Source organism: Pantoea sp. MBLJ3 (assembly GCF_000816655.1).
GTDB classification, from domain to species: domain Bacteria; phylum Pseudomonadota; class Gammaproteobacteria; order Enterobacterales; family Enterobacteriaceae; genus Pantoea; species Pantoea eucalypti.
In genome coordinates, this window is the sequence record NZ_JSUT01000013.1 from 28,377 (window position 1) to 49,746 (window position 21,370).

At 56.8% G+C, this 21,370-nt stretch carries 21 protein-coding genes and 1 riboswitch; of the genes, 12 read left to right on the top strand and 9 right to left on the bottom strand.

Features of this window, described 5'->3' with window-relative positions; translation table 11 throughout:
- Nucleotides 1–261 precede the first annotated feature (261 nt).
- The 3 genes from mntP (at nt 262) to NP77_RS18225 (ending at nt 2,285) form a co-directional block, all read left to right on the top strand.
- Nucleotides 262–837: a manganese efflux pump MntP gene (mntP, locus tag NP77_RS18220; protein ID WP_003852038.1), complete on the top strand. Its 576-nt coding sequence runs from the start codon at nt 262–264 to the stop codon at nt 835–837.
- Nucleotides 838–954: 117 nt separating this feature from the next.
- Complete coding sequence (azuC, locus tag NP77_RS24075) at nt 955–1,032, top strand: stress response protein AzuC (protein WP_123809971.1); 78 nt, start codon at nt 955–957, stop codon at nt 1,030–1,032.
- 437 nt (nt 1,033–1,469) lie between these two features.
- Nucleotides 1,470–2,285: a DUF4225 domain-containing protein gene (locus NP77_RS18225; RefSeq protein ID WP_039661123.1), complete on the top strand. Its 816-nt coding sequence runs from the start codon at nt 1,470–1,472 to the stop codon at nt 2,283–2,285.
- On the opposite strand, the gene NP77_RS18230 is transcribed toward NP77_RS18225, so the two are convergent.
- A complete protein-coding gene (locus NP77_RS18230) occupies nt 2,263–2,592 on the bottom strand; it encodes a hypothetical protein (protein ID WP_003852044.1) in 330 nt (109 codons plus the stop codon). The genes NP77_RS18225 and NP77_RS18230 overlap by 23 nt on opposite strands.
- 351 nt (nt 2,593–2,943) lie before the next feature.
- Between NP77_RS18230 and NP77_RS18235 the strand changes: the two genes are divergently transcribed.
- Nucleotides 2,944–3,855 carry an alpha/beta fold hydrolase gene (locus NP77_RS18235; protein WP_003852045.1) on the top strand — a complete coding sequence of 304 codons (912 nt, stop codon included), beginning with the start codon at nt 2,944–2,946 and terminating at the stop codon, nt 3,853–3,855.
- Entirely contained in the window at nt 3,848–5,239 is a 1,392-nt protein-coding gene (locus NP77_RS18240) for a hypothetical protein (RefSeq protein ID WP_003852046.1), read from the top strand. The genes NP77_RS18235 and NP77_RS18240 overlap by 8 nt, the downstream gene beginning before the upstream one ends.
- A 19-nt stretch (nt 5,240–5,258) precedes the next feature.
- Here the strand turns inward: NP77_RS18240 and NP77_RS18245 are convergent, their stop codons facing one another.
- Both NP77_RS18245 and NP77_RS18250 read right to left on the bottom strand, forming a co-directional pair.
- Nucleotides 5,259–6,611, bottom strand: a complete 1,353-nt coding sequence (locus NP77_RS18245; protein ID WP_039661125.1) for an MFS transporter — start codon at nt 6,609–6,611, stop codon at nt 5,259–5,261.
- Between the two features lie 170 nt (nt 6,612–6,781).
- The gene (locus NP77_RS18250; RefSeq protein WP_039661126.1) at nt 6,782–7,684 is read right to left on the bottom strand and encodes a GntR family transcriptional regulator; all 903 of its coding nucleotides are present in this window, start codon (nt 7,682–7,684) and stop codon (nt 6,782–6,784) included.
- 137 nt (nt 7,685–7,821) lie between these two features.
- Here NP77_RS18250 and NP77_RS18255 point away from each other — a divergent pair, with 137 nt between their 5' ends.
- Nucleotides 7,822–8,850 (top strand): zinc-binding alcohol dehydrogenase family protein, encoded by a 1,029-nt coding sequence (locus tag NP77_RS18255; protein ID WP_039661128.1) that lies wholly within the window; start codon nt 7,822–7,824, stop codon nt 8,848–8,850.
- A 9-nt stretch (nt 8,851–8,859) separates the two neighbouring features.
- Here the strand turns inward: NP77_RS18255 and NP77_RS18260 are convergent, their stop codons facing one another.
- On the bottom strand, nt 8,860–9,780 hold the full coding sequence (locus tag NP77_RS18260; protein ID WP_008926341.1) for a nucleoside hydrolase: 921 nt from the start codon (nt 9,778–9,780) through the stop codon (nt 8,860–8,862).
- Between the two features lie 117 nt (nt 9,781–9,897).
- Nucleotides 9,898–9,973, top strand: a riboswitch (Fluoride riboswitch).
- An 89-nt stretch (nt 9,974–10,062) separates the two neighbouring features.
- On the opposite strand from NP77_RS18260, the gene crcB reads away from it, so the two are divergent.
- Entirely contained in the window at nt 10,063–10,440 is a 378-nt protein-coding gene (gene crcB, locus NP77_RS18265; protein WP_003852055.1) for a fluoride efflux transporter CrcB, read from the top strand.
- Between the two features lie 127 nt (nt 10,441–10,567).
- Nucleotides 10,568–11,383, top strand: a complete 816-nt coding sequence (locus tag NP77_RS18270) for a sugar phosphate isomerase/epimerase (RefSeq protein ID WP_039661130.1) — start codon at nt 10,568–10,570, stop codon at nt 11,381–11,383.
- Here the strand turns inward: NP77_RS18270 and NP77_RS18275 are convergent.
- From NP77_RS18275 to NP77_RS18285, 3 genes are all read right to left on the bottom strand, one after another.
- Nucleotides 11,380–11,985: an alpha/beta hydrolase gene (locus NP77_RS18275; RefSeq protein ID WP_039661131.1), complete on the bottom strand. Its 606-nt coding sequence runs from the start codon at nt 11,983–11,985 to the stop codon at nt 11,380–11,382. The genes NP77_RS18270 and NP77_RS18275 overlap by 4 nt on opposite strands.
- A gap of 23 nt (nt 11,986–12,008) precedes the next feature.
- Nucleotides 12,009–12,950, bottom strand: coding sequence for a glutathione S-transferase family protein (locus tag NP77_RS18280; protein WP_039661132.1), 942 nt, complete (start codon nt 12,948–12,950; stop codon nt 12,009–12,011).
- A 98-nt stretch (nt 12,951–13,048) separates the two neighbouring features.
- Nucleotides 13,049–13,954: a LysR family transcriptional regulator gene (locus tag NP77_RS18285; protein WP_039661134.1), complete on the bottom strand. Its 906-nt coding sequence runs from the start codon at nt 13,952–13,954 to the stop codon at nt 13,049–13,051.
- A gap of 141 nt (nt 13,955–14,095) precedes the next feature.
- Here NP77_RS18285 and NP77_RS18290 point away from each other — a divergent pair, with 141 nt between their 5' ends.
- On the top strand, nt 14,096–15,220 hold the full coding sequence (locus NP77_RS18290; protein WP_039661136.1) for a GNAT family N-acetyltransferase: 1,125 nt from the start codon (nt 14,096–14,098) through the stop codon (nt 15,218–15,220).
- On the opposite strand, the gene NP77_RS18295 is transcribed toward NP77_RS18290, so the two are convergent.
- A complete protein-coding gene (locus tag NP77_RS18295; RefSeq protein WP_039661137.1) occupies nt 15,217–17,049 on the bottom strand; it encodes an ABC transporter ATP-binding protein in 1,833 nt (610 codons plus the stop codon). The two genes, NP77_RS18290 and NP77_RS18295, sit on opposite strands and share 4 nt — an antisense overlap.
- 72 nt (nt 17,050–17,121) lie before the next feature.
- Between NP77_RS18295 and NP77_RS18300 the strand changes: the two genes are divergently transcribed.
- The gene (locus NP77_RS18300) at nt 17,122–17,622 is read left to right on the top strand and encodes a GNAT family N-acetyltransferase (RefSeq protein WP_039661139.1); all 501 of its coding nucleotides are present in this window, start codon (nt 17,122–17,124) and stop codon (nt 17,620–17,622) included.
- Between the two features lie 35 nt (nt 17,623–17,657).
- Here NP77_RS18300 and NP77_RS18305 read toward each other — a convergent pair whose 3' ends face one another.
- The gene (locus NP77_RS18305) at nt 17,658–18,575 is read right to left on the bottom strand and encodes a sugar ABC transporter substrate-binding protein (RefSeq protein ID WP_039661141.1); all 918 of its coding nucleotides are present in this window, start codon (nt 18,573–18,575) and stop codon (nt 17,658–17,660) included.
- A 419-nt stretch (nt 18,576–18,994) separates the two neighbouring features.
- Between NP77_RS18305 and NP77_RS18310 the strand changes: the two genes are divergently transcribed.
- Together NP77_RS18310 and NP77_RS18315 are read left to right on the top strand one after the other, a co-directional pair.
- Entirely contained in the window at nt 18,995–20,386 is a 1,392-nt protein-coding gene (locus tag NP77_RS18310) for an MFS transporter (RefSeq protein WP_039661142.1), read from the top strand.
- On the top strand, nt 20,367–21,323 hold the full coding sequence (locus NP77_RS18315; protein ID WP_039661144.1) for a 2-hydroxyacid dehydrogenase: 957 nt from the start codon (nt 20,367–20,369) through the stop codon (nt 21,321–21,323). Before NP77_RS18310 ends, NP77_RS18315 begins: the two co-directional genes overlap by 20 nt.
- The last annotated feature ends 47 nt before the right edge of the window (nt 21,324–21,370 follow it).

The window sequence follows — 21,370 nt, forward strand, 5'->3', positions numbered from 1 at the left end:
CAATGGTGGTGTGCCGCAATACGCCCACATGGCGTAGTGCAGGGCAGGGAAAACGGCCAGAAAATGCTTTGCCACCATCGACTTAGCGCCATTCATAGCGAATGATAAGAGTTATAGCCTTTGCTATACTTAAATCCCTGATTTTACTGTCTTTTTATCTTGAGGTTTGCGTGGTAGACTGCGCCCACTTTTTCATAACTGAACACTTTGTGTGGTGAATTCAGCGTGAATTGCCGCTTTTTCGCCCCAGGTGAATAAATCATGACCTTTATTGCCACTTTAATTCTTGCGCTGGGTATGTCGATGGACGCGTTTGCCGCTGCGCTGGGCAAAGGTGCCACATTGCATCGTCCTGGTTTTAAAGAAGCGCTGCGTACCGGTCTGATCTTCGGCTCTATTGAAGCGCTGACCCCACTGATTGGCTGGGCACTTGGTCTGGCGGCCAGTCGTTACATCATGGCGTGGGATCACTGGGTTGCCTTCACCCTGCTGGCCTTTCTGGGTGGCCGTATGATGATGGAAGGTTTTCGTCAGACAGCCGTCGCAGAACCTTGTGAAGCCCCGCAAAGTCATGGCTTTATGGTCCTGGCGACCACTGCCGTCGCGACCAGCCTGGATGCACTGGCGGTCGGCGTTGGTCTGGCCTTTTTACAGGTGAATATCATCACCACCGCGCTGACCATTGGTGCCGCCACCACAGTGATGGCGACGACCGGCGTATTAGTCGGACGCTTTATCGGTCCGGTACTGGGCAAATGGGCGGAAGTGCTGGGTGGCGTGGTGTTAATCGCCGTCGGCTCCACCATTCTGTTGCAGCATCTTGGCTACACCGCCTAGGGCCTTTGCACATAAAAGCGGCATTTTTGTGATCTGCTTCAAATTTATTTGCTGTTAAAACGCACAGCGGCTATACTTTTTCAGTATATGTTCAACTAAATTTGAATCAGGCATTTTATGAAACGCATCATTAAACACGTGTTCCGCGCTTATGTTGAGACGTTCAAACACGTACCGCCGGGTGCCATGTACTAAGTACCCCGCAAGAAACCCTCGATAATCGCGGTCAGGGATCGACCTGTGATTATCACCTTTTGCTTTTGCTTTCTTCTGAGTAAACCCGCGTTTTGCACTTCCTGGTGCGTCTAATCTGCTTCTGCCACTCTTCTTGTTGTCTTTCCGCTAAAAACACTTTCTGGCGACAAAATGACGCCTTTGCAGCCGTGCGTTATGTGCTGGTTGTAATTCCTTGTTTATGTAACCTGGTTTTCGATTTCATGCTAATTGTCTCTGCGTCAACGTGAGAATCATGGCAAAAGTGTCATGATTTAGTGCCGCTCTAAGTTGTAAATTTTTTCTGATAGGTCATCCTTTAATATGCTATCTCATGTAGCTTAATTCTGTCGTAATCGACGGCTTATAGCTGAATATATGAGGTCTTATCGGCGATATAATGTTCAGGGAGAATATAAATGGATGCAGCATTGCTCGATATGATGCGCTCAGGCCGAAATAAGCACTGGGATGAAACAATGATTAATCTTGAGGCCAGAAAGCTGATCAATACGGCTAATCATGTGTCCTCGGCCCATCTTTCAAATGGCATGACTCAGGTAAAGTTCGTTCAGGAGATTAGAGATCTCATTGAGAAGGAATTTGCCGCTGCACGACGTGCAAAATCTGACGAAGAGTGCGTGGCATGTATTAGAAATTTGCGGATAGAAATGGAAAACCTTCAGGAGCAGGACAGAATGCTGCGCATGAAAGCTGCGAAACTCTACGCCAAAGTGGAGTTTGTTAAGGAAAACAATAAAATCGTTGGGTATGTGATTTCTGCTGTAAATGTTGTTATGGCCGGTGCCGAAATAGCTACTGGCCTAATCCTTATAGGTTCTATGACGCCTATGGGTATTCTGGCCGGTGCAGTGCTGGTTATTGACGGCGCTAACGGCATAAGCAAAGAATTTTCGAACTACGTTATGGGTATAAAAAACACCGAAGGTTTAGTGGCTGATGCTGCCATGTCTTCCGCTCAATTTATGGGGTTCAGTCCAAACAGCGGGCTGGCAGTCTATAAATCAGTCTCGCTGGTCGCAAATGCTTATACCGTATTTGGCCTCTTCAGGCGCCCCGGAACCTGGCGTTTATTCAGATACATGCCATCCGATTATTTCCGAAAAGTTAACACAATGAGCCGCGCCAAACTCACAATGCACATAGTCGGTTATGGTGTTACGGCCAAAGTCATATTTGACCTTATATCTGTTAAGGGCGCTGTTCAGAATTAGTTGTTAATTTACGATAGCGCCATGCCTTATAGGCAAGTGTTGCTGGCGTTAGATACCATATAAAAGGTAATACAATTGCAAGTGTACCTGTGAGCGTGATGCTGGTATCTGAGGATGCCAGCACTAACGTGAGAACGAGAATGGCTAAGGCAACGATAGTAATCCACTTTGCAGCAATAAAGCGGTTAGCAAGGTCATGGATAACCGAATCCAGAGAGCCGCCATAGTTAGCAATGTTGTTTTTAAGCTTCTGAAGATCTGCATAGTTAAAGCCGGAATCCAGCAGCGCCTTTTCGTTCAATTTCATAGACTTTTATCCTTAAAATTACCTGTGTAGCTTAAATAACTTTACCTGATAATGGCACTAAAAATCCCGCAAAGGGCACTCTTTCTGATAACTACTCTTTATGTCTGATATCCAGCTCTAAAGCGCGAAGCACTCGTAAACAGGATTATGCAGCAGTGCGCTACTTGCCATCTGCAATATAGTGTACGGTCGGGGTCATGTTGTCCGCAAAACAGCAAGCGACGCTACACAGCAAATTTTGCCATTCTCTAAGAAATTACCTCTTACGCCAAACCTTCAACCCACCATTAACCCGCCTTCAACCCAATCCCGTCCTACACTGAATTATCCTCCCCAAATCAGGAGCAGCGGATGATCCAGAAGCATCGACGAAAACAGGCAGCGATTGTGGCAGGCGTGGGATTAGGTGTAGCGGCTACGCTTTGGGGTATGAAACGCTGGCAGCAACTGAAGCAGACGCCGCCGGTGTTGCCGCGCAGTCACCACGCCGGGCTGGCGGGTTATTTCCAGCAGGTGGGCGACTGGCGCATGTTTACGCGTGTCACACCTAATGAGGATCAGGGACTGCCGGTGGTGCTGATTCACGGGCTGGTGATGTCGGGCCGGGCGATGGAGCCGCTGGCGCTGGCACTGGGCCGCGACTATCACGTGCTGGTGCCGGATCTGCCTGGTTTTGGGGCCAGCACGCTGCCACCTTCCGCACCCATCATGACGGTGGATCAGCAGGCTGATGCGCTCTGGCTCTGGCTGCAGCACAACGGGTTTCAGCGTGCCATCTGGGTGGGCAATGCGTTTGGCTGCCAGATTCTGGCTGCGCTGGCGGTGAAATATCCGCAGGCGGTAGCGGGGCTGGTCTTGCAAGGGCCGACGGTGGATCGCCATGCGCGCAGTCTGACACGCCAGTTCTGGCGCAACTGGCGCAATCGTGGTCTGGAGGCGCATCGCTCGCCGGGTTCGCTGGCGCGCATCGACTACGCCAAGGCCGGGCTATGGCGCGCGTTCGGCACATTACGCGTCATGATGCGCGACCATATTGAGCATCGCCTCACTTACATCAACGCGCCAACGCTGCTGCTGCGTGGCTCGCGTGATCCAGTCTGCCCGGCACGCTGGCTGGATGAGCTCGCCGCGCTGATGCCGCGCAGCGAACGTCTGACGCTGCGCGATGGTACCCACACGCTGCACTACGTCTATCCGTGGAGTTTCTGCAACGCCATCCGCCCGTTCGTGGCGCGCATTCAGCAGGAGAATCAGCATGAGTAAACCGCCCAAGGGCATCGCCCGTTTTGACTCTGCTGCCGCCATGCTTCTGGCGCTGGCAAATGCGCTTCACGATCGTCCCTTCGCCAGTCCGAGCCAGTCACCGACGCTTGACCGGTTACTGCCCTCGCTGAATCGTCTGCCGACCGGGCTACGTGAGTGGGGTTATGCGCTGGGCGGCATGGCAGAAGGCATCAGCCTGCGCCAGGCGGGCGAGCTGGATATAGAAGGCATTGCTGAATGGATGGTGAGTGAGTACCCACAGCAGGATTATCCGGCGGCCTTTATCGGTTCGTCGAACGGCGCGCTGGTACATCTGGCGTCGGCAATGAACGTGCCCTGGCTGCCGCAGACGTTTCTCTGTCCGGTGCGCGCCGCCAGTAACGATCCGGATGATGCAGAAGCGAATTTTGAGCAGGGTAAAGAGGTGGCCGCCGCGCTGCTGGCTGCCTGGCCACGGCTGGCGGTTCACCACATGCACGACCCGAATCAGGATCGCCTGATGCTCGACCAGATGCGCTATTTCCGGCTGAAACTGCGCGAACTGCCGCTGGCTTTTAACGAATTCCTGATGGGCAGTCTGCCCGCCGGTTCCACGCTGTTTATCAATCACTGCACCCAGCAATGGCCGGTAACGCGCACCAGCGATCGCTCTTTCTTTCAGTTTGGTGCGCCGGGCGGAGCCAGCGAAAAAGAGTTTATGCAGGGCGGTCCGCGCGTGGCGGAATATCTGGCACGTTACGGTGTGGATCGTGAGCGCTGGACGCCGCCAGCCATTACCGACCGGGTGCCGGAAGCGGAGTGGGGGCTGGATGGTTATCTGATCGCACCGCTGAAAAAGCTTGCCGAAGCGCAGAGCTGGAAGCTGATGGAGATTCGCTACGAGAATCCGGAAGCAATGAGTTATGTGGTGGCGGAGATCTACCGCGACTGGTATCTGGCGGCGGGAATCTTACCGACCCGGCTGACGGTGGACAGTTTCCTGCTGATGGATCCGTGGTGTACGCAGCAGCAGCAGTCGATTCCGTTCTGGCTGAGCTTTAGCAGCGAATCCTCGGCATTAGCGCTGCAACGTTTCCTGGAAAAACAGCCGCCATTCCGTAACATCGATATGATGCTCTTTTCTCATGGTACCGACAGTATCGGGCTGGCGGAGATTGATCGCTGGCGGGCGCTGCTGTCCCATGCGCGTGACGAGGGAGTTTTAATTGGTGTGGATGAAGCCCGCTACCCGCGTGACTTCGCGACGTTTGCCCGCTTCGACTCGGCGCTGCGTGAACGGGCACCGCTGTTGCCACCGCCGCCTCCGCTTAATTCAGAGAAGGTGATGGCAGGTATTAAACGTTACGGTGCAAAACATGGCGTCACGCTGACGGCGCTGACGTAGCCGCCGCGCCGTCCTGCGATTATTCGCCGTCGGTGATGGGCTGGCGCACCAGCAGCAGGTAGGCGAGTGCGCCAACCAGCGTGACGCAGGCACAGATCATCAGCGCCAGGCTGAACGATTTGGTGGTGTCGAGCACCCAGCCGGTGATCACTGGCGCGAACGAGGCGAAGATAAAGCTGGCAAAGTTCTGGATGCTGCCGACCGAAGCGGTCATGCGGGCGGTGACGTTAGCGTGGATCAATCCCCAGCACGAGGTCCCGGCGAAGTGGATACAGAACAGCGCCATGCCAATCAGCGTCACGGCGCTGGTGGTGTCGGTCGCGCGGGTCACCACGGCGGTGAATCCGGCTGACAGCAGCATCCCACTGACGATGCAGATTTTGCGGGTTTTTACGGCGTTAAAGCCACGACGCACCAGCGAGTCAACCACATAGCCATTCAGCAGCATTCCCGCTGCACCAAACAGGAACGGAATCGCCGCCAGCAGGCCAGTACTTTTCAGATCGAGATGATAGGTGGACTGCAGGTAGCCAGGCAGCCAGGCGATATAGAGCCACGCGGTGTAGTTGATGCCGCTGAAGCCAATCATCATGCCCCACATGGTGCGCTGCTTAAACAGGCCACGCCACTCTTTGAAGCTGATCGGCTCTTTCCGCGACGCCACGCTGCCGGCCTGCAGATAGTGGATCTCCTCGGCGCTCAGGGTGTTGTTATCCCGGTCGCGGTAAATCATATACCAGCCGATAGCGAGGAACATGCCGAGGATACCGATGGTGACAAACATGCCACGCCAGCCCATCACCAGCATCATCGCCGCCAGAATCGGCGGGGCCACCGACAGCCCAATCATTGAAGCGGCATTAAACATCCCCATTGGCATGCCGCGATCTTTAATGTTGAACCAGTCGTTGATCACTTTCACGCCGCACGGGTTCATCGGCGCTTCGCCAATACCCAGGCCAATGCGCACCAGGATGAACTGGGTAAAGTTATGCACCAGACCCGAGGCGGCCTGGAACAGCGACCAGATAAACATGCCGATGCCGAGCATAATGCGCGGCCCTTTACGATCCAGCAGCGCGCCACACGGCAACTGCGCCAGGCCATACGCCAGCGAAAAAGCAGAAAGCAGGAAGCCGATTTCGGTGGCGCTTAGCCCCATCTCATCGCGGATGGTCATGTTCGCGACCGACAGCGAGCTGCGATCCAGATAGTTGATGATGGCGGCGAACAGCAACAGCAGCATCGCCGTAATCTGCACTTTGCGGATACGCGGTGAACGCACCACATCGCTGCGCATTGGCACGAAATCCTGGCCTGGTGGCGTGTCGCCGGTCACGCTGTCGCGACCGGTTACTGAGGTCTTTTCCATTGCACTCTCCCGAAACTGGGTACTTATCGTTATGGTGAGAAGGGGTCTGCGCGCAGCGGCAAAAGGCCGCCGTGACGTTGCAGTCGAGACTAAGAGCAAAGGGTTAAGGATGTTGCAAAGATGTTTCTGAATCGTGCGGGAGCTAATGCTTTGTGGTTTTTAATCGGTTTTTAATTGTACTGACCGATTGAGCGCACCATTGAGGTTTTAGCGGTCGCCAGATGGTTATGTAATGCACAGAGCGCATCAATATCCTGACGGCCAATCAGCGCGGTCAGTATCGCCATATGCTCCTCCAGCGCGACAATGTTACGCTGCTTAAGATCGCTTTCATCCCACTGATAATGCGAGTGAAAGATGACTGAGATGATCTCCAGCGACTGATTAAAAAATGGATTACTGGCGGCGGATAAAATCAGCGAATGCATCTGACGGTCCAGCGCAGCAAAGTGGCGATAGTTGCTGGCGATGGTGTCGCGCATGGATCGGTGACGATCCAGCAGATCCCGCGCCTGCATCCAGCGCTCATCGCTGGCGGGCAGATTCAGGAAGCGGCTCAGGGCGTGGGTTTCCAGCATCTCGCGCAGTTCAAACAGCTTCTCGGCATAATCCTGAGTGAATTTTTTCATGCGCCACTGACCGCGTTTCACCGGCTCCAGCAGGTCATAGCGCATAAAGCGCAGCAGAAATTCGCGCACCACGACCGGACTGACTTTCACCTGCTGCGCCAGTTGCAGCTCGCTGAAGGTGTCGCCGGGCACCAGCTGCCGCTGATTGATCATATTAAAAAACATCTGCTCAAAGTGACTGGCCTGCTGCTCAATCGGCGGCGTTAAGGCGCTAAAACTGTCCTCTTCGCGGGGATCACGCACGATAACGTAGGTTTGATCCACTTTATCCAGCATGCCGCACTGATGCAGATAGTGCAGGGTATGTCGCACCGTGGTCCGGCTGATATTGAACATCTCCGCCAGCGCCGCCTGCGGTGGCAGGGGCGAACGAATATGTCGCTGAGCGATACTCTCCAGCATCTGGTTGATGACGTTCTGGCGCAAATTCTGGCTGCGGCTCATCTGACTCTCCGGTTTTTAATGCATTAAAAACCATTCAAAGCCCAAAAAAATCGCCGTGCTTCACACTTCCCGTAAACGAACGCTGCGCATCAGGCAGGATTCGCCGTAACTGCCTGCAGGACAACCGGAGAATCACCATGACAACAATGAAAGCACTGGTCATCGCTGAACCACGTAAGATGGTCTGGGCCACCCGCGACACCCCCAAGCCTGCCGCTGGCGAGGCGCTGATTAAAATTCTCACCGCCGGAATCTGCGGCACGGATATCCACGCCTGGTCCGGCAATCAGCCGTTCTTCAGCTATCCACGGGTGCTGGGCCATGAAATCTGTGCGGAAGTGGTGGCGCTGGGTAGTGGCGCCGAGGGCTTTCAGCCAGGCCAGCGGGTGGCGTTAATGCCCTACATCTCCTGTCTGCGCTGCGACGCCTGCCAGAGTGGCAAGACCAACTGCTGTGAACAGATCTCGGTGATAGGCGTGCATCAGGATGGCGGTTTCTGCGACTACTTAAGCGTGCCGGTCAGCACGTTGCTGGCGGTGGATGAGGTGGCCCCGGAAGCGGCCGCGCTGATTGAGCCCTTTGCCATCAGCGCCCATGCGGTGCGTCGTGCAGGCATTGTGGCGGATGAGCAGGTTCTGGTGGTGGGTGCCGGACCGATTGGGCTGGGTGTCGCCGCCATTGCCGCCGCCAGTGGCGCGCAGGTCGTGGTGGCGGACACCAGCGAATTCCGTCGCCAGCATGTCGCTGATCAGCTGGGTCTGGCGGCACTGAATCCGGCGGATGAGGCGTTTTACAGCGCGCTACGGGATCAGTTTGGTGGTCGTCTGGCGCTGAAAGTGATCGACGCCACCGGCAGCCCGGCGGCGATGAACAATGCGGTTAACCTGATGCGGCACGGCGGCACAATCGTCTATGTCGGCCTGCACAAAGGCGATCTGGTTATCCCTGACAGTGAATTCCACAAAAAAGAGACCACGCTGATGAGCAGCCGCAATGCCACCCGCGAAGATTTTAATCGGGTAAGTGCACTGATGGCCAGCGGCCAGCTGCGTGCTGAAATGATGCTGAATCATCACCTGGCTTTCTCCACGCTGGATGAAACCTTTGAGTCGCAAGTCATCAATAATCGCGAACTGATCAAAGGCGTGATTCACTTCGACCGCTAACGCGGCGTTTCAGGGCGCGGTGAGGGTTTCAAAGAAGTGCGCCCGCACCGCGTCGGCATCCACGCCGAGCGCGATACGCTGGGCGGGCAGACCGGCAAAGGGATCATCGCGCGACGCCAGTGCGCCGAGCTTACGCACAGTCTGACCGCAGGCGATGCCCTCGGTGATGACCCGCAGCGGACTTTCAGTGAGGGTAAAGGCCTGCGGCAGTGTCAGCCACGCCACTGCCAGGGTATCGTGCAGCGCCATACCGGCAAAACCCTCTTTTGCCAGGCTGTAAGCCAGATAAGGACGACAGATAGCGCTCAGCACCGGCTGGTTCAGACGCTGAACCTCATCACTGCTGATCAGTACCTTGTGCGTGACATCCAGCGGGATGACCACCACGTTCAGCGCCGAGGCGAGCACCTGATCGGCGGCATGCGGATCTTTCCAGATATTAAATTCGCTGAAGGGCGTCACGTTGCCGCTGTGGCCATCGGTGCCAAACGCGCCGCCCATGATCACCAGCTCTTTCACCAGCGGAATAATATCCGGCGCCTGATTAATGGCCGTGGCGATGTTGGTCAGCGGGCCAATCGCCACCAGGGTGATCTGATGCGGCTGCGCCCGCACGCTGTCGATAATAAACTGCACCGCGCCTGGCGCCTCATCGCTGCAGGTGTTATCAAACGCATCGCCCAGTCCATCTTCACCGTGCAGCCGGGCGGGCGCAGAGGGCGCCAGCGCCAGCGGCCGTGAACAGCCGCGATAGACCTCCGCATTAATCGCCATTTTGTCGCAGAACAGCCGGGCATTTTTCACCGCCTGACCCACCGCCACGTTGCCAGACACCGTGGTAATTCCCAGCAGATGCTGCGTCCGCGCCGCATAAGCCAGTGCAAAGGCATCATCCACGCCGATATCAGTATCAAAAATCAGGGTACGCATAGGCTCTCCGCAACAGGCTGTTAACTCTCAGCATTACCCCGCCAGCGGGCAGGGCGTCAAGCGATTCATCCGCCATGCGCACAGGCTTGCCAGCCTGAAACGGGCGTCGTATTATCACCGGCTCAAGGTGATGGCGTGCCACCTTTCCCAACCGCCGGTGGGCTTAACACCGGCTGATGACGCCTGACACTCAATCCTTTCGCGGGAGCTGAGGTGTCAGGCGCAGTTTATCTCTGCCTTTCCCCCCTCAGCCCGGCATTACTCTGTTATCAGGAGCAACACATGTTTAAACCGTTACTGGCTGTGATGATCGGCGGCTCTGCCGGCTGTGTACTGCGCTGGCTGTTCTCGATGCGTTTTAATGCGCTCTTTCCTAATCTGCCGCCGGGCACGCTGCTGGTGAATCTGATCGGCGGGCTGGTGATCGGCGGCGCAATGGCCTGGTTTGTGCGCCATCCCGACGTGGACCCGATCTGGAAACTGCTGATCGTCACCGGACTCTGTGGCGGCCTGACAACATTCTCCTCGTTTACTGCGGAATTAATGGGTCTGCTTCAGACCGGAAAATATATGTGGGCGATGGCCAGCGCGCTGGTGCATGTGATTGGCTCACTGCTGATGGCGTTTGCGGGTTTTGCGCTGGTCACGCTGCTGGGCTGATCTGGCTAATCGGCGCTTGTCTTAACGCTTAAGAGGTAGATACTGTTTCAGGTTTTACGCCCGCATGGCTATTGCGGGCGTAACGCTGAACGTCACCGATTATTCCGGACGATTAAGGAGCCGAGCCATGCGAACCAATCCTACCTTCCTTAACCTGGTGTTGTTAAACGGTGAACCCGACCAGAAACTGCAGGCGGCGCGCGACGCCGGTTTTGATCAGGTCGAGATCTGGCGCGAGGATGTTGACGCATACGAGGGCGGTGCGGCAGCACTGGCTGAGATCAGCGCACTGAAGGGACCTGGCTTTACTAATCTGCAGGTGCTGCGCGATTTTACCGGCGCACCGGGTGCGCTACGATGCCAGAAGCGCGAAGAGCTGCGCCAGTTTATACAGATTGCCCGGACGCTGGGCTGCGACACGATTCAGGCACCGGCCAGCACCCGCGAAGATTGCTGCGCCGACCAGATTGATGATGACCTGCGCTGGATGGCCTCTGAAGCTGCACGCTACAACATGCGCATTATGTATGAGCCGATGGCCTGGTGCAGCGTGGACAATACGCTGCCGCTGGCGTGGCAGCGATTGCAGCGGCTCGATCAGCCCAATATCGGGCTGGTGGTGGATCTTTTCCATATCTGCGCACTGGGCGGTGACGCCTCGCAGCTGGACGGCATTCCTGCCGACCGTATTTATGAAGTGCAGCTGTGTGATATGGCCGCGGTTCCCGCGCAGGATAAGCAGAGCCTGATGGCGATGGCAAAACACCATCGTCAGTTGCCCGGCGATGGCATTATTGATGTTGAACGCTTCGTCGATAAGCTGAAAAGTGCGGGCTATCAGGGGCCGGTGGGCATCGAAGTCTTTAATGATACGCTGAAACGCCTGCCGCCCGACGTCGCAGCACGTCATGCCTGGCAGGCGTTAAACCGCTACTGGGGTTAATCCTGTAAACACTGGCCGATAAATCCGGCGGCGTGCATAGCACCCTGAGCGGAAATAGTGTGGCCGGTGGCGGGTTCAAAGCGCGCGTCGACCGGCACCGCTGCGGCTTGGAGTCGTGCTGCGGCAGATTCGCTCTCCTGCCACGGGATCACCTCATCGGCCTGACCGTGAATCAGCAGCGCGGGCACATGAGCCTGCGGGGTTAATTCACCGTCAACCGCCAGGCGCCCGGAAAAGGCGACCACGCCAGCCAGCGGATAACGGCCTGAGGCCAGGGCATCCAGCGCCATGATCGATCCCTGCGAGAAGCCGACCAGCACCACATCCTGCCAGCGTTCCGCGAAGCCGTGCTGCGCAATAATCTCGCTAAGGGTTGCATCAAATGCCGCCCGCGCTGCCCGAACACGGGCAGGCCTGTTCTCAGGTGTGATGTCCGCCAGGCTGAACCACTGCCAGCCAAAACCACCGGGAAAACGTTCAGGCGCATTGGGAGAGGCAAAAATCACATCCGGCAACAGCGTCGCCCAGTGACGGCCAATTGGTGCCAGATCGTCGCCGTTACTGCCCACGCCATGCAGAAAAATTACCAGTGCTTTTGCCATCATTGCTCCTTTAGCTTATGCCCTTACAAATTGTATTCACTCATATCCGGGCCAGCCGGAACAATCCCGTTCGGATTCAGCGCCTTGATCGAGTAATAACCCTGTTTGATGTGATCGATACTGACCGTCTCACGTACGCCGGAGACCGATAACATGCTCTTAAGATAGCGATTCAGCAGCATATAGTCGCGTATCCGGCGCAGGTTGCATTTGAATAGGCCATGGTAGGCGGCGTCAAAGCGAATCAGCGTCACGAACAGGCGAATATCGGATTCAGTCAGCCGTTCTCCCAGCAGGAAGGTGCGACCATCGCTGAGCAGGGCTTCCAGTTCATCGAGCTGGCTAAAGACGTCATTAAATGCCTGCTGATAGCTGAGGGCGGTGGTGGCGAAGCCAGCACGATAAACACCGTTATTCAGGCGCGGATAGAGACTCTCATTCAGCGCGTCAATCTCCTGGCGCAGCGCGGCGGGATAGAGATCGATGCGGTTATCGGCCAGATCGCCAAAGCCGCTGTTGAACATGCGCACAATGTCAGCGGACTCATTATTGACGATGGTGCCGGTCTTCTTGTCCCACAGCACCGGCACGGTGGCGCGGCCGGTATAATCGGGCGCGACACGGGTATAGATTTCATGCAGATATTGCGCGTTATTCAGCGGGTCCTGCTGTGCGCCGGGAAACGTGCCGAAGCGCCAGCCCTGAGCCCCGAGCTGCGGCTCAACCACCGTGACACTAATCAGCGACTCCAGCCCTTTGAGCTTGCGGGCCATCAGTGCACGTGACGCCCACGGGCAGATCAGCGCCACATAGAGGTGGTAACGATCCGGTTCGGCGGCGAATTCAGTCGAGCCATCGCTACTGATAAAGTGCCGGAAACCGGATGTCTGGCGAACAAATCCGCCCTGTTTATCGGTAGCCTGCACCGGATGCCAGTCACTACTCCATTTGCCTTCTACTAACATCGCGCAACTCCTCTGTGGTGAGAAAAGTAGCTTAACTGATGACTAAACGACTGATAATCGGGTCTGCAAGACAATGATTTCTTCCAGTATGGAAGAAATCACGCCGGTGGAGCGTGCGTGAAGTGCGTCACCAGGAAGTCGATGAGCAGGCGTGCCCGATGTGGCAGATGACGGGCGGGCGGATAAACCGCAAACAAGCCTAGCGGTGGCGTCTCAAAGTTTTCCAGCAGCCGGACAATCTCCCCACGTTGCAGCGCCGGGGCCGCAATAAAACCGGGCAAACGCGCAATGCCCAGACCAGCGATGGCGGCCTGCAGACAGGCTTCAGTATTGGCGAAGCGCAAACGTCCACGCACCGGCACAGTCACAATTTCACTGCTGCCGTCCCCGCTGGTAAACGGCCAGTGCCAGGGATCGCGAAAATTGGTGTCGATAATGCACTGATGCTGTGCCATGTCACGCCAGTGCTGCGGCGTGCCGAACTGCTCCAGATAGACCGGTGATGCGGCGATACGCACATGCACTTCGCTCAGCTTGCGCGCCACCAGGCTGCTGTCGCTGAGCGTGCCGATGCGGATCGCCATATCAAAACCTTCATCGACGATGTTCACGGCCCGGTCTGAAAAGCTGACATCCAGCTCAATCAACGGATAGCGGCGGGCAAACGCCACCAGCACCTGAGACAATACCGCCGTGCCAAAGGAGCCGGGTGCGCTGATTTTCAGCCTGCCGGTGGGCGTCGTCGCACTTTCACGCACGCTGGCATCCAGCGCCTCAAAGGCATCGAGCAGATTCTTCACCCGCTCATAATAGCTGCGTCCGACATCGGTGGGCGACAGCGCGCGCGTGCTGCGCTTAAACAGCTGCACGCCGAGCTGCTGCTCCAGCTTTGAAACCAGTTTTGATGCCTGACTGCTGCTGGTGCCGAGACGCAACGCCGCGGCAGAAAAGCTGCCGGTTTCCAGCACCGTGACAAACATCCGGTCACAATCGAGTCGATCCATGGCGAAGTCCTGAGGAGGTAAAGTCGCAGTATAGGGGCTGTGGCCAGGCGATGCAGCCTTCACTTTGCGTGCCTTGACCCTTTCGCTGGCGCGGAAAACCTGTTTGACTGATTCTCTGCCCGACGTTCACTGGAGTATTTCATGTCGCTGATTCACCTGACGTCACTGGCGGAGATTCCGGCCGCCGAGTGGGATGCGCTGTTGCCTGATGACCAGCCATTTTTGCGCCACGCCTTTCTGCTGACGCTGGAAGAGAGTGGCAGCGTACGGTTTGAGGCGGGCTGGCAGCCTGACCATCTGCTGTGGCGGGAAGAGGGCGTGACCCGCGCCGCGCTGCCGGGCTACCGCAAACGCCATTCACAGGGCGAATATGTCTTTGATCACGCCTGGGCGGATGCCAGCCAGCGCGCCGGCATCCGCTACTACCCGAAATGGCTGGGCGCGATACCCTTCAGCCCGGTCACCGGTGCACGCCTGCTGGGAAAAGCCTCTGCCGCGTCTCAGCTGGTTTCAGCCCTGCCGGAAAGCCTGTTGCAGCAGGGCTTAAGCGGTGCGCACATCAATTTTACCGATGCGCAGGCTAACGCGCTGCTGGCCGATCAGCCCGACTGGCTCTTACGGCTCGGTTGTCAGTATCACTGGCATAATCGCGGCTACCGCGATTTTCAGGATTTCCTGGACACGCTGATGTCGCGCAAGCGCAAACAGCTGCGTAAAGAGCGTGAACAGGTGGCGCAGAGTGGTTTTGTGTTTGACCGCTATCGCGGTGATGAGCTGCGCGAAGATCAGTGGGATTTTGTCTATACCTGTTACGCCAACACTTATGCGGTGCGCGGTCAGCGGCCCTATCTGACGCGCGACTTCTTCAGTCTGCTGGCGGAACGAATGCCGCAGAATATTGTGGTGGTGATCGCCCGCTTACAGCAGCAACCGGCGGCAATGGCTTTTTATCTGCGGGATAGCCACTCGCTCTATGGCCGCTACTGGGGCTGCCTGGCGGAGTTTGATCGGCTGCACTTCGAAACCTGTTTCTATCAGGGAATGGATTTAGCCATGGATGAAGGGCTGACGCGATTTGATGCGGGTGCGCAGGGCGAGCACAAGCTGGTGCGCGGCTTTGAGCCGCAGATTACCCACTCCTGGCACTATCTGCTGCATCCCGGCCTGCGCGATGCCGTGGCCGATTTTCTGGTGCAGGAGCGGGAAGGCGTGCGCGGCTGGGCGGAAGAAGCACGCGACGCCTTACCCTATCGACGCGGCGATTAATCGATGCCGACAAAGCCACCGGTCTGATGCTGCCACAGACGGGCATACAGACCGTTCTGCGCCAGCAGCTCGTGATGGCTGCCCATCTCAGCAATACCGCCTTTATCCAGCACCACCAGTCGATCCATCTTCGCGATGGTCGACAGGCGGTGTGCAATCGCAATAACGGTTTTGCCCTGCATCAGTGACTCCAGGCTCTCCTGAATCGCCGCTTCCACTTCGGAGTCCAGCGCCGAGGTGGCCTCATCCATGATCAGCACCGGCGCATCTTTCAGTAGCACGCGGGCAATCGCCACACGCTGACGCTGACCACCCGACAGTTTCACGCCACGCTCCCCCACGTGTGCATCCAGCCCGGTGCGGCCCAGTGAATCGGAAAGCAGCGGAATAAACTCATCGGCGCGGGCGCGGTGAATCGCAAGCTGTAATTCCTCCTCGCTGGCGTCAGGGCGACCATAGAGCAGGTTTTCCCGAATCGAACGGTGCAGCAGCGAGGTGTCCTGCGTAATCATGCCAATCTGGCTGCGGAGGCTCTCCTGCGTCACTGCGGCGATATCCTGATCGTCGATCACAATCCGCCCACCGTTAAGGTCATAAAGACGCAGCAGCAGGTTCACTAACGTCGATTTACCGGCCCCCGAAGGACCAATCAGACCAATCTTCTCGCCCGGTTTAATGTCGAGATTAAAGCCGTTAATCACCTGACGGCCACCGCCATAGTCAAAGCGCACATCCTCGAATCGGATGTTGCCGCGCGTCACCTTAAGCTGTTTAGCCTGCGGCGCATCCTGCACGCTCAGCGGCTGCGCAATGGTTTTCAGGCCATCCTGAACCGTACCGATATTTTCGAAGATGCCATTGACGACCCACATGATCCAGCCAGACATATTGACCAGGCGGATGACCAGACCGGTCGACAGCGCAATGGCGCCGACGCTGATCAGCGACTGGCTCCACAACCACAGCGCCAGCGCGGATGTAGAGACAATCAGCAGGCCGTTCAGTGCTGACAGCGTCAGATCCATGCTGGTGACCATGCGGCCAGCGTGCTGAGTTTTTTCCGTCTGCTCCTGCATCGCCTCACGCGCATACTTACGCTCCAGATCGCTGTGGGCGAACAGCTTGATGGTGGCAATATTGGTATAGCCATCAACAATGGTGCCCATCAGCTTCGAACGCGACTCTGAAGAGACCACCGAACGGGCTTTGACGCGGGGCACAAAGAAACGCAGCGAGGCGCTGTAAGCGACCATCCATATAATCAGTGGGATCATCAGTCGCCAGTCGGCATCCGCAAACAACACCAGCGACGTCACGGCGTAGATCAGCACGTGCCAGATAGCGTCCACCAGCTGCACCGCGGAATCACGCAGTGAACTGCCGGTCAGCATGATGCGCTGGGCGATACGACCTGCAAAATCGTTCTGGAAGAAGTTAAGGCTCTGGCGCAGCACATAGTTGTGATTCTGCCAGCGGATCAGGTTGGTCATGCCCGGGCTGATGCTCTGGTGAACCAGCATGTCGTGCAGGGCGATAAAAATCGGCCGCAGAATCAGCGCCACTGCTCCCATCCACAGGAGTATTGGCCAGTTATCCTGAAACAGGCTGGCGGGTGTGGAGTGGTTCACCATATCGATAATGCGGCTCAGATAGCTGAACAGCGACACTTCGATCAGCGCTGACGCCAGCCCCACCATCAGCAGTGCTGCGAAACTGGGCCAGACCTGGCGCAGGTAGTAGAGGTAAAACGACCAGACCGTTGAGGGCGGTGAATCGGTGGGTGCATCATGAAATATATTGATAAAACGCTCAAAACGACGATACAACATAGCGATACTCTTTCCGTCCGGTAAAGAGCTACAGCTTAGTGCATGAACCCCGTTCGGCTAAAAGGAGAAAATATGGAAATCATTATTCGGGCACGGGAACCGCAGGATGCTGCCGCCTATCAGCGCCTCTACAGTCATCCCGATGTCTATCCCTGGACACTGCAACTGCCGTTTCCCAGCGTTGCGACCTGGGAGAAAAAAATTGCCCGAATGGACGCCGAGGGGTTTATCGCCTTTGTGGCAGAAATTGATGGCGAGCTGGTGGGTGAGCTGACGCTGTTTGTCGATAACAAGCCGCGAACCCGCCACTGCATCAGTTTTGGACTGGGCGTGCATCCCGATTTCGGCGGTCGCGGGGTCGGTGAGCGGCTGATTCGCACCGCAATGGACTACTCCCGCAACTGGCTGGGCATTACCCGTATGGAGCTGGAGGTGTTTCACGACAACGAACGGGCGCTGCGGCTCTATGAGCGGCTGGGCTTTGAGCGGGAAGGGGTGATGCGCCAGGCGGCACTCCGCGACGGTCAGTTCCGCGACGTGGTGATGATGGCGAAGCTGCTGCACGAGAAGTGATAACCGGAGCGGCATCACGGCCGCTCCGTGTTGCATTACGGATTTTTATTGCTGTAGTGCTGCATATTCTGCTTCGTTACCAGCTCAAACGGGATCCACTGGTGAGAATCTACCTTCTGGCCTTTGATCATCTGCTGCGCCACTTCAACTGATTTTTTGCCCTGACCCACGGCATCCTGGAACACGGTTACGGCCAGTTTACCGCTGGCCAGCGCTTTCAGGCCATCCGGCGTGGCATCAATCCCGCCCACCAGAATGGTTTTCTTCGGCTTCGCCTGAGCAATGGCCATCGTGGCGCCAATTGCCATTTCGTCGTTGTTCGCGGCGACAATATCGATATCCTCACCGTTCGACAGCCAGTTGAGCATTAAATCCATCCCCTCATTGCGCGCATAGTTAGCGGTCTGCTTCAGCACCACTTTCATATTGGGATACTTCGCCACCACCTGCTCCACATCTTTGGTGCGCTGAAGCGCGCCCGCATCGCTGAGGTTGCCGATCATGATGGCGACGTTGCCACGGTAACCGGCCTGCTTTGCCAGCGCTTCCATCTGCAACGTGCCTGACTCGCGCTCGTCAGAGCCAACAAACACCACGCCTGGCGGCAGGGTTTTATCGCCCGGTGAGCGGTTAACATAGACCAGTGGAATATGAGCCTGCTGCGCCAGTTTTGTCAGGGCTGGCGTACTGGCCGAGTCCACCGGGTCGACGATAATCGCATCCACCCCGGCGCTGATAAAGCTCTGCACCTGGTCGGTCTGACGCCCCACGTCGCCACGTGCATCTTCGAACTGCGCCTCCAGCTGGCGCACTTTAGCCTCTTTCTCAATCGACTGGCGGATGATGGTCAGAAAGTTCTGGTCGAAATAGGCCATCGAGACACCTATCTTCTCAGCCAGCGCCGGTGTTGAAAGAGAGAGCAGACAGAGTATTGCCCATGCATGTTTTTTCATTAGAAGCTCCCGAGGATACCGGATGGAATGAAATTTTCATTTATTATAAAAATGGAAAGGCAGGATCATTTGCAGATTAGAAACTGCCATCAGGTTTGACAACCGGTCCTTTTCACTCTTGCTAGCGCCGCCACATTTTGCCGTAAAATCGCCTTGTCATAGCGGTCAGCGCGGGGGAAATCCCCGACCTGGTGCACACTCTTCAGTAGTGAGCCGCAGCTTTTCGCGCTTTTGTGCAGTGCCGCACGGGCAGTTGTGAGGATTGTCAGAAAACCGTTTAATCGGGCCAGACGATCCTGACATCTGCACAGTGACCCATCGTTAGCCTCCTATCTATATTTCCAGAAGCGGGAATTCTCAGCGTTATTCCTGAAAAAAACCTCGTGGCGCAACCTGCCGCTTTTTAAGGAATTCAGCTCATGCCTAAAGAACAAACGCCTCAACGGACGACCCATGTCCGCATCGGGATCCTCTGCCTGATCCTGTTTCTGTCGGTTGTGGCTTACGCCGACCGCTCGATCCTCTCGATCTCCGGGTCGGCAATCAAAGAGGAGTTCGGTCTGTCAGCGATCCAGCTGGGATTGATCCTCTCTGCTTTCAGCTGGGCCTATGTCATCGGTCAGATTCCTGGCGGACTGTTGCTTGACCGCTTCGGGGCCAAAAAAGTGTATGGCGTTACACTGGCGCTCTGGTCAGTTTCAACGCTGGCGATGGGATTTGTGGGCGAGTTCTCCAGCGGCATGACCGGCGCGCTGATGCTGATGTTTGGACTGCGCTTTATGCTGGGACTCATAGAGGCACCCAGCTTTCCCGCTAATGCGCGCGTGGTCATTATGTGGTTTCCGGGCGCAGAGCGGGGACGCGCATCATCGCTGTTCAGCTCGGCGCAATATTTTGCTGTCGCTATCTTCTCGCCGCTTTCAGGCTGGCTGGTCTCGCGCTTTGGCTGGGAATGGCCATTCTTTGTGCTGGGCGGCATCGGTCTGGTGGCGGTCCTGGTCTGGGCGGCCTGGATGCGCGAGCCACGCAACCACCCCGGCGTATCGGAAAGTGAATTGCGCCACATTGTCGACGGTGGCGCGCTGGTGGATATCGATGCGGCGCAGACGCTGAAAGCGCGACCACCGGTCAGCAAAGCGATGTTCAGAAAGCTGCTCACCAATCGCATGCTCTGGTGCGCCTATCTCGGTCAGTACTGCATCATTGCGCTCAGCTACTTCTTTATTACCTGGTTTCCAATCTATCTGGTGCAGGCGCGCGGCATGAACATCATGGAAGCGGGATTCGCCACTATTGCGCCAGCGCTGTTCGGTTTTCTGGGCGGCATCAGTGGCGGTTACCTGTCAGACAAGTTAATCGCCCGAGGCTGGAGCGTCTCCTGGGCGCGTAAAACGCCCTATATCGTCGGCATGCTGATGGCGTCCAGCCTGGTGCTGGCGGCGATTATTCCCGGTAACGGCGGCATCATCGCCATTATGTCCTTCGCCTTCTTTGGTAAAGGCATCGCGGCTGGCGCAGGCACCTGGACGGTGATCAGTGATACCGCACCCAAAGAGGCGGTGGGTCTGGCGGGGTCCATTTTTAACGGCATCGGCAATATTGCCGGTTTCACCACGCCGCTGCTGTTCGGCATCATCGTTGGGCTGACCGGTAGCTACAGCATTGGACTGGCGTTTGTGGCGGCACACTGCGTGGTCGCGGCGCTGCTGTTCCTGCTGGTGATGGGGCCGATTGAACGTGTCGGCGAAGAGACCGGACGCACGGCATCATTTAACAATCAGGAGAAAGAAGATGGCATTAAAGCAATGTAAAGTGCTGATCAAAGGGAAATTTCTGCCACCGCAGCTGATTGAGAATATCGAACAGTCGTTCACCGCCTTCCGGCTGTGGGAGGCGGAGGATGAGGCGGCCTTTCTGGCTGAGCAGGGAACAGAGATCGACATACTGGTGACCAGCGGCAATGCGGTGATGGGCGCACCGGCTGCGCTAATCGCTGCGCTGCCCAACCTGAAAGCGATCTGCAGTAACGGTGTCGGATATGACAGCATTGATACGGAAGCTGCCCGGTCTCGCGGCATTGTGGTGACCAACACGCCAGAGGTGCTGAATGATTGCGTCGCCGATCTGGGGATGGCGCTGCTGCTGGATGTGGCGCGCCGCATCAGTGAGGCCGATCGTTTCACGCGCGCCGGGCACTGGGCGCAGGGCCGCTTTCCGCTGAGCAGCAAAATTGGCGGTAAGGTGTGTGGCATTGTCGGGCTGGGCAATATCGGCCAGGCGGTGGCAAGGCGTGCGCAGGCGTTTGATATGCAGATTCATTACTATAATCCGCGTTCACGCCCCGATGTGCCCTATACCCGGCACGAGAGCCTGGTGGACCTGGCGCAGCGGGCCGATTTCCTGGTGCTGACGCTGCCTGGCGGTGCCGCAACGCGCCATATTATCAACGCAGATGTGCTAGAGGCGCTGGGACCAGAGGGGTATCTGATTAACATTGCACGCGGCAGCGTAGTGGATCAGCAGGCGCTGGTGGCGGCGCTGGAAACCGGACGGATCGCCGGAGCGGGGCTGGATGTGTTTGAACAGGAACCGCAGGTGCCTGACGCACTGCGCCAGCGTGACAATGTGGTCATTACGCCACATATCGCCAGCAGCACCCGCGAAACCATGGCGGCGATGGCTGACCTGGTCTTTGAGAACATGCTGGCATTTTCCCGTGGTGAGCCCGTGCTGACACGCGTGGTGTAACCACACCAATGACGTAACCCTGCGAAACGGACGTGAGGCAGGATGCC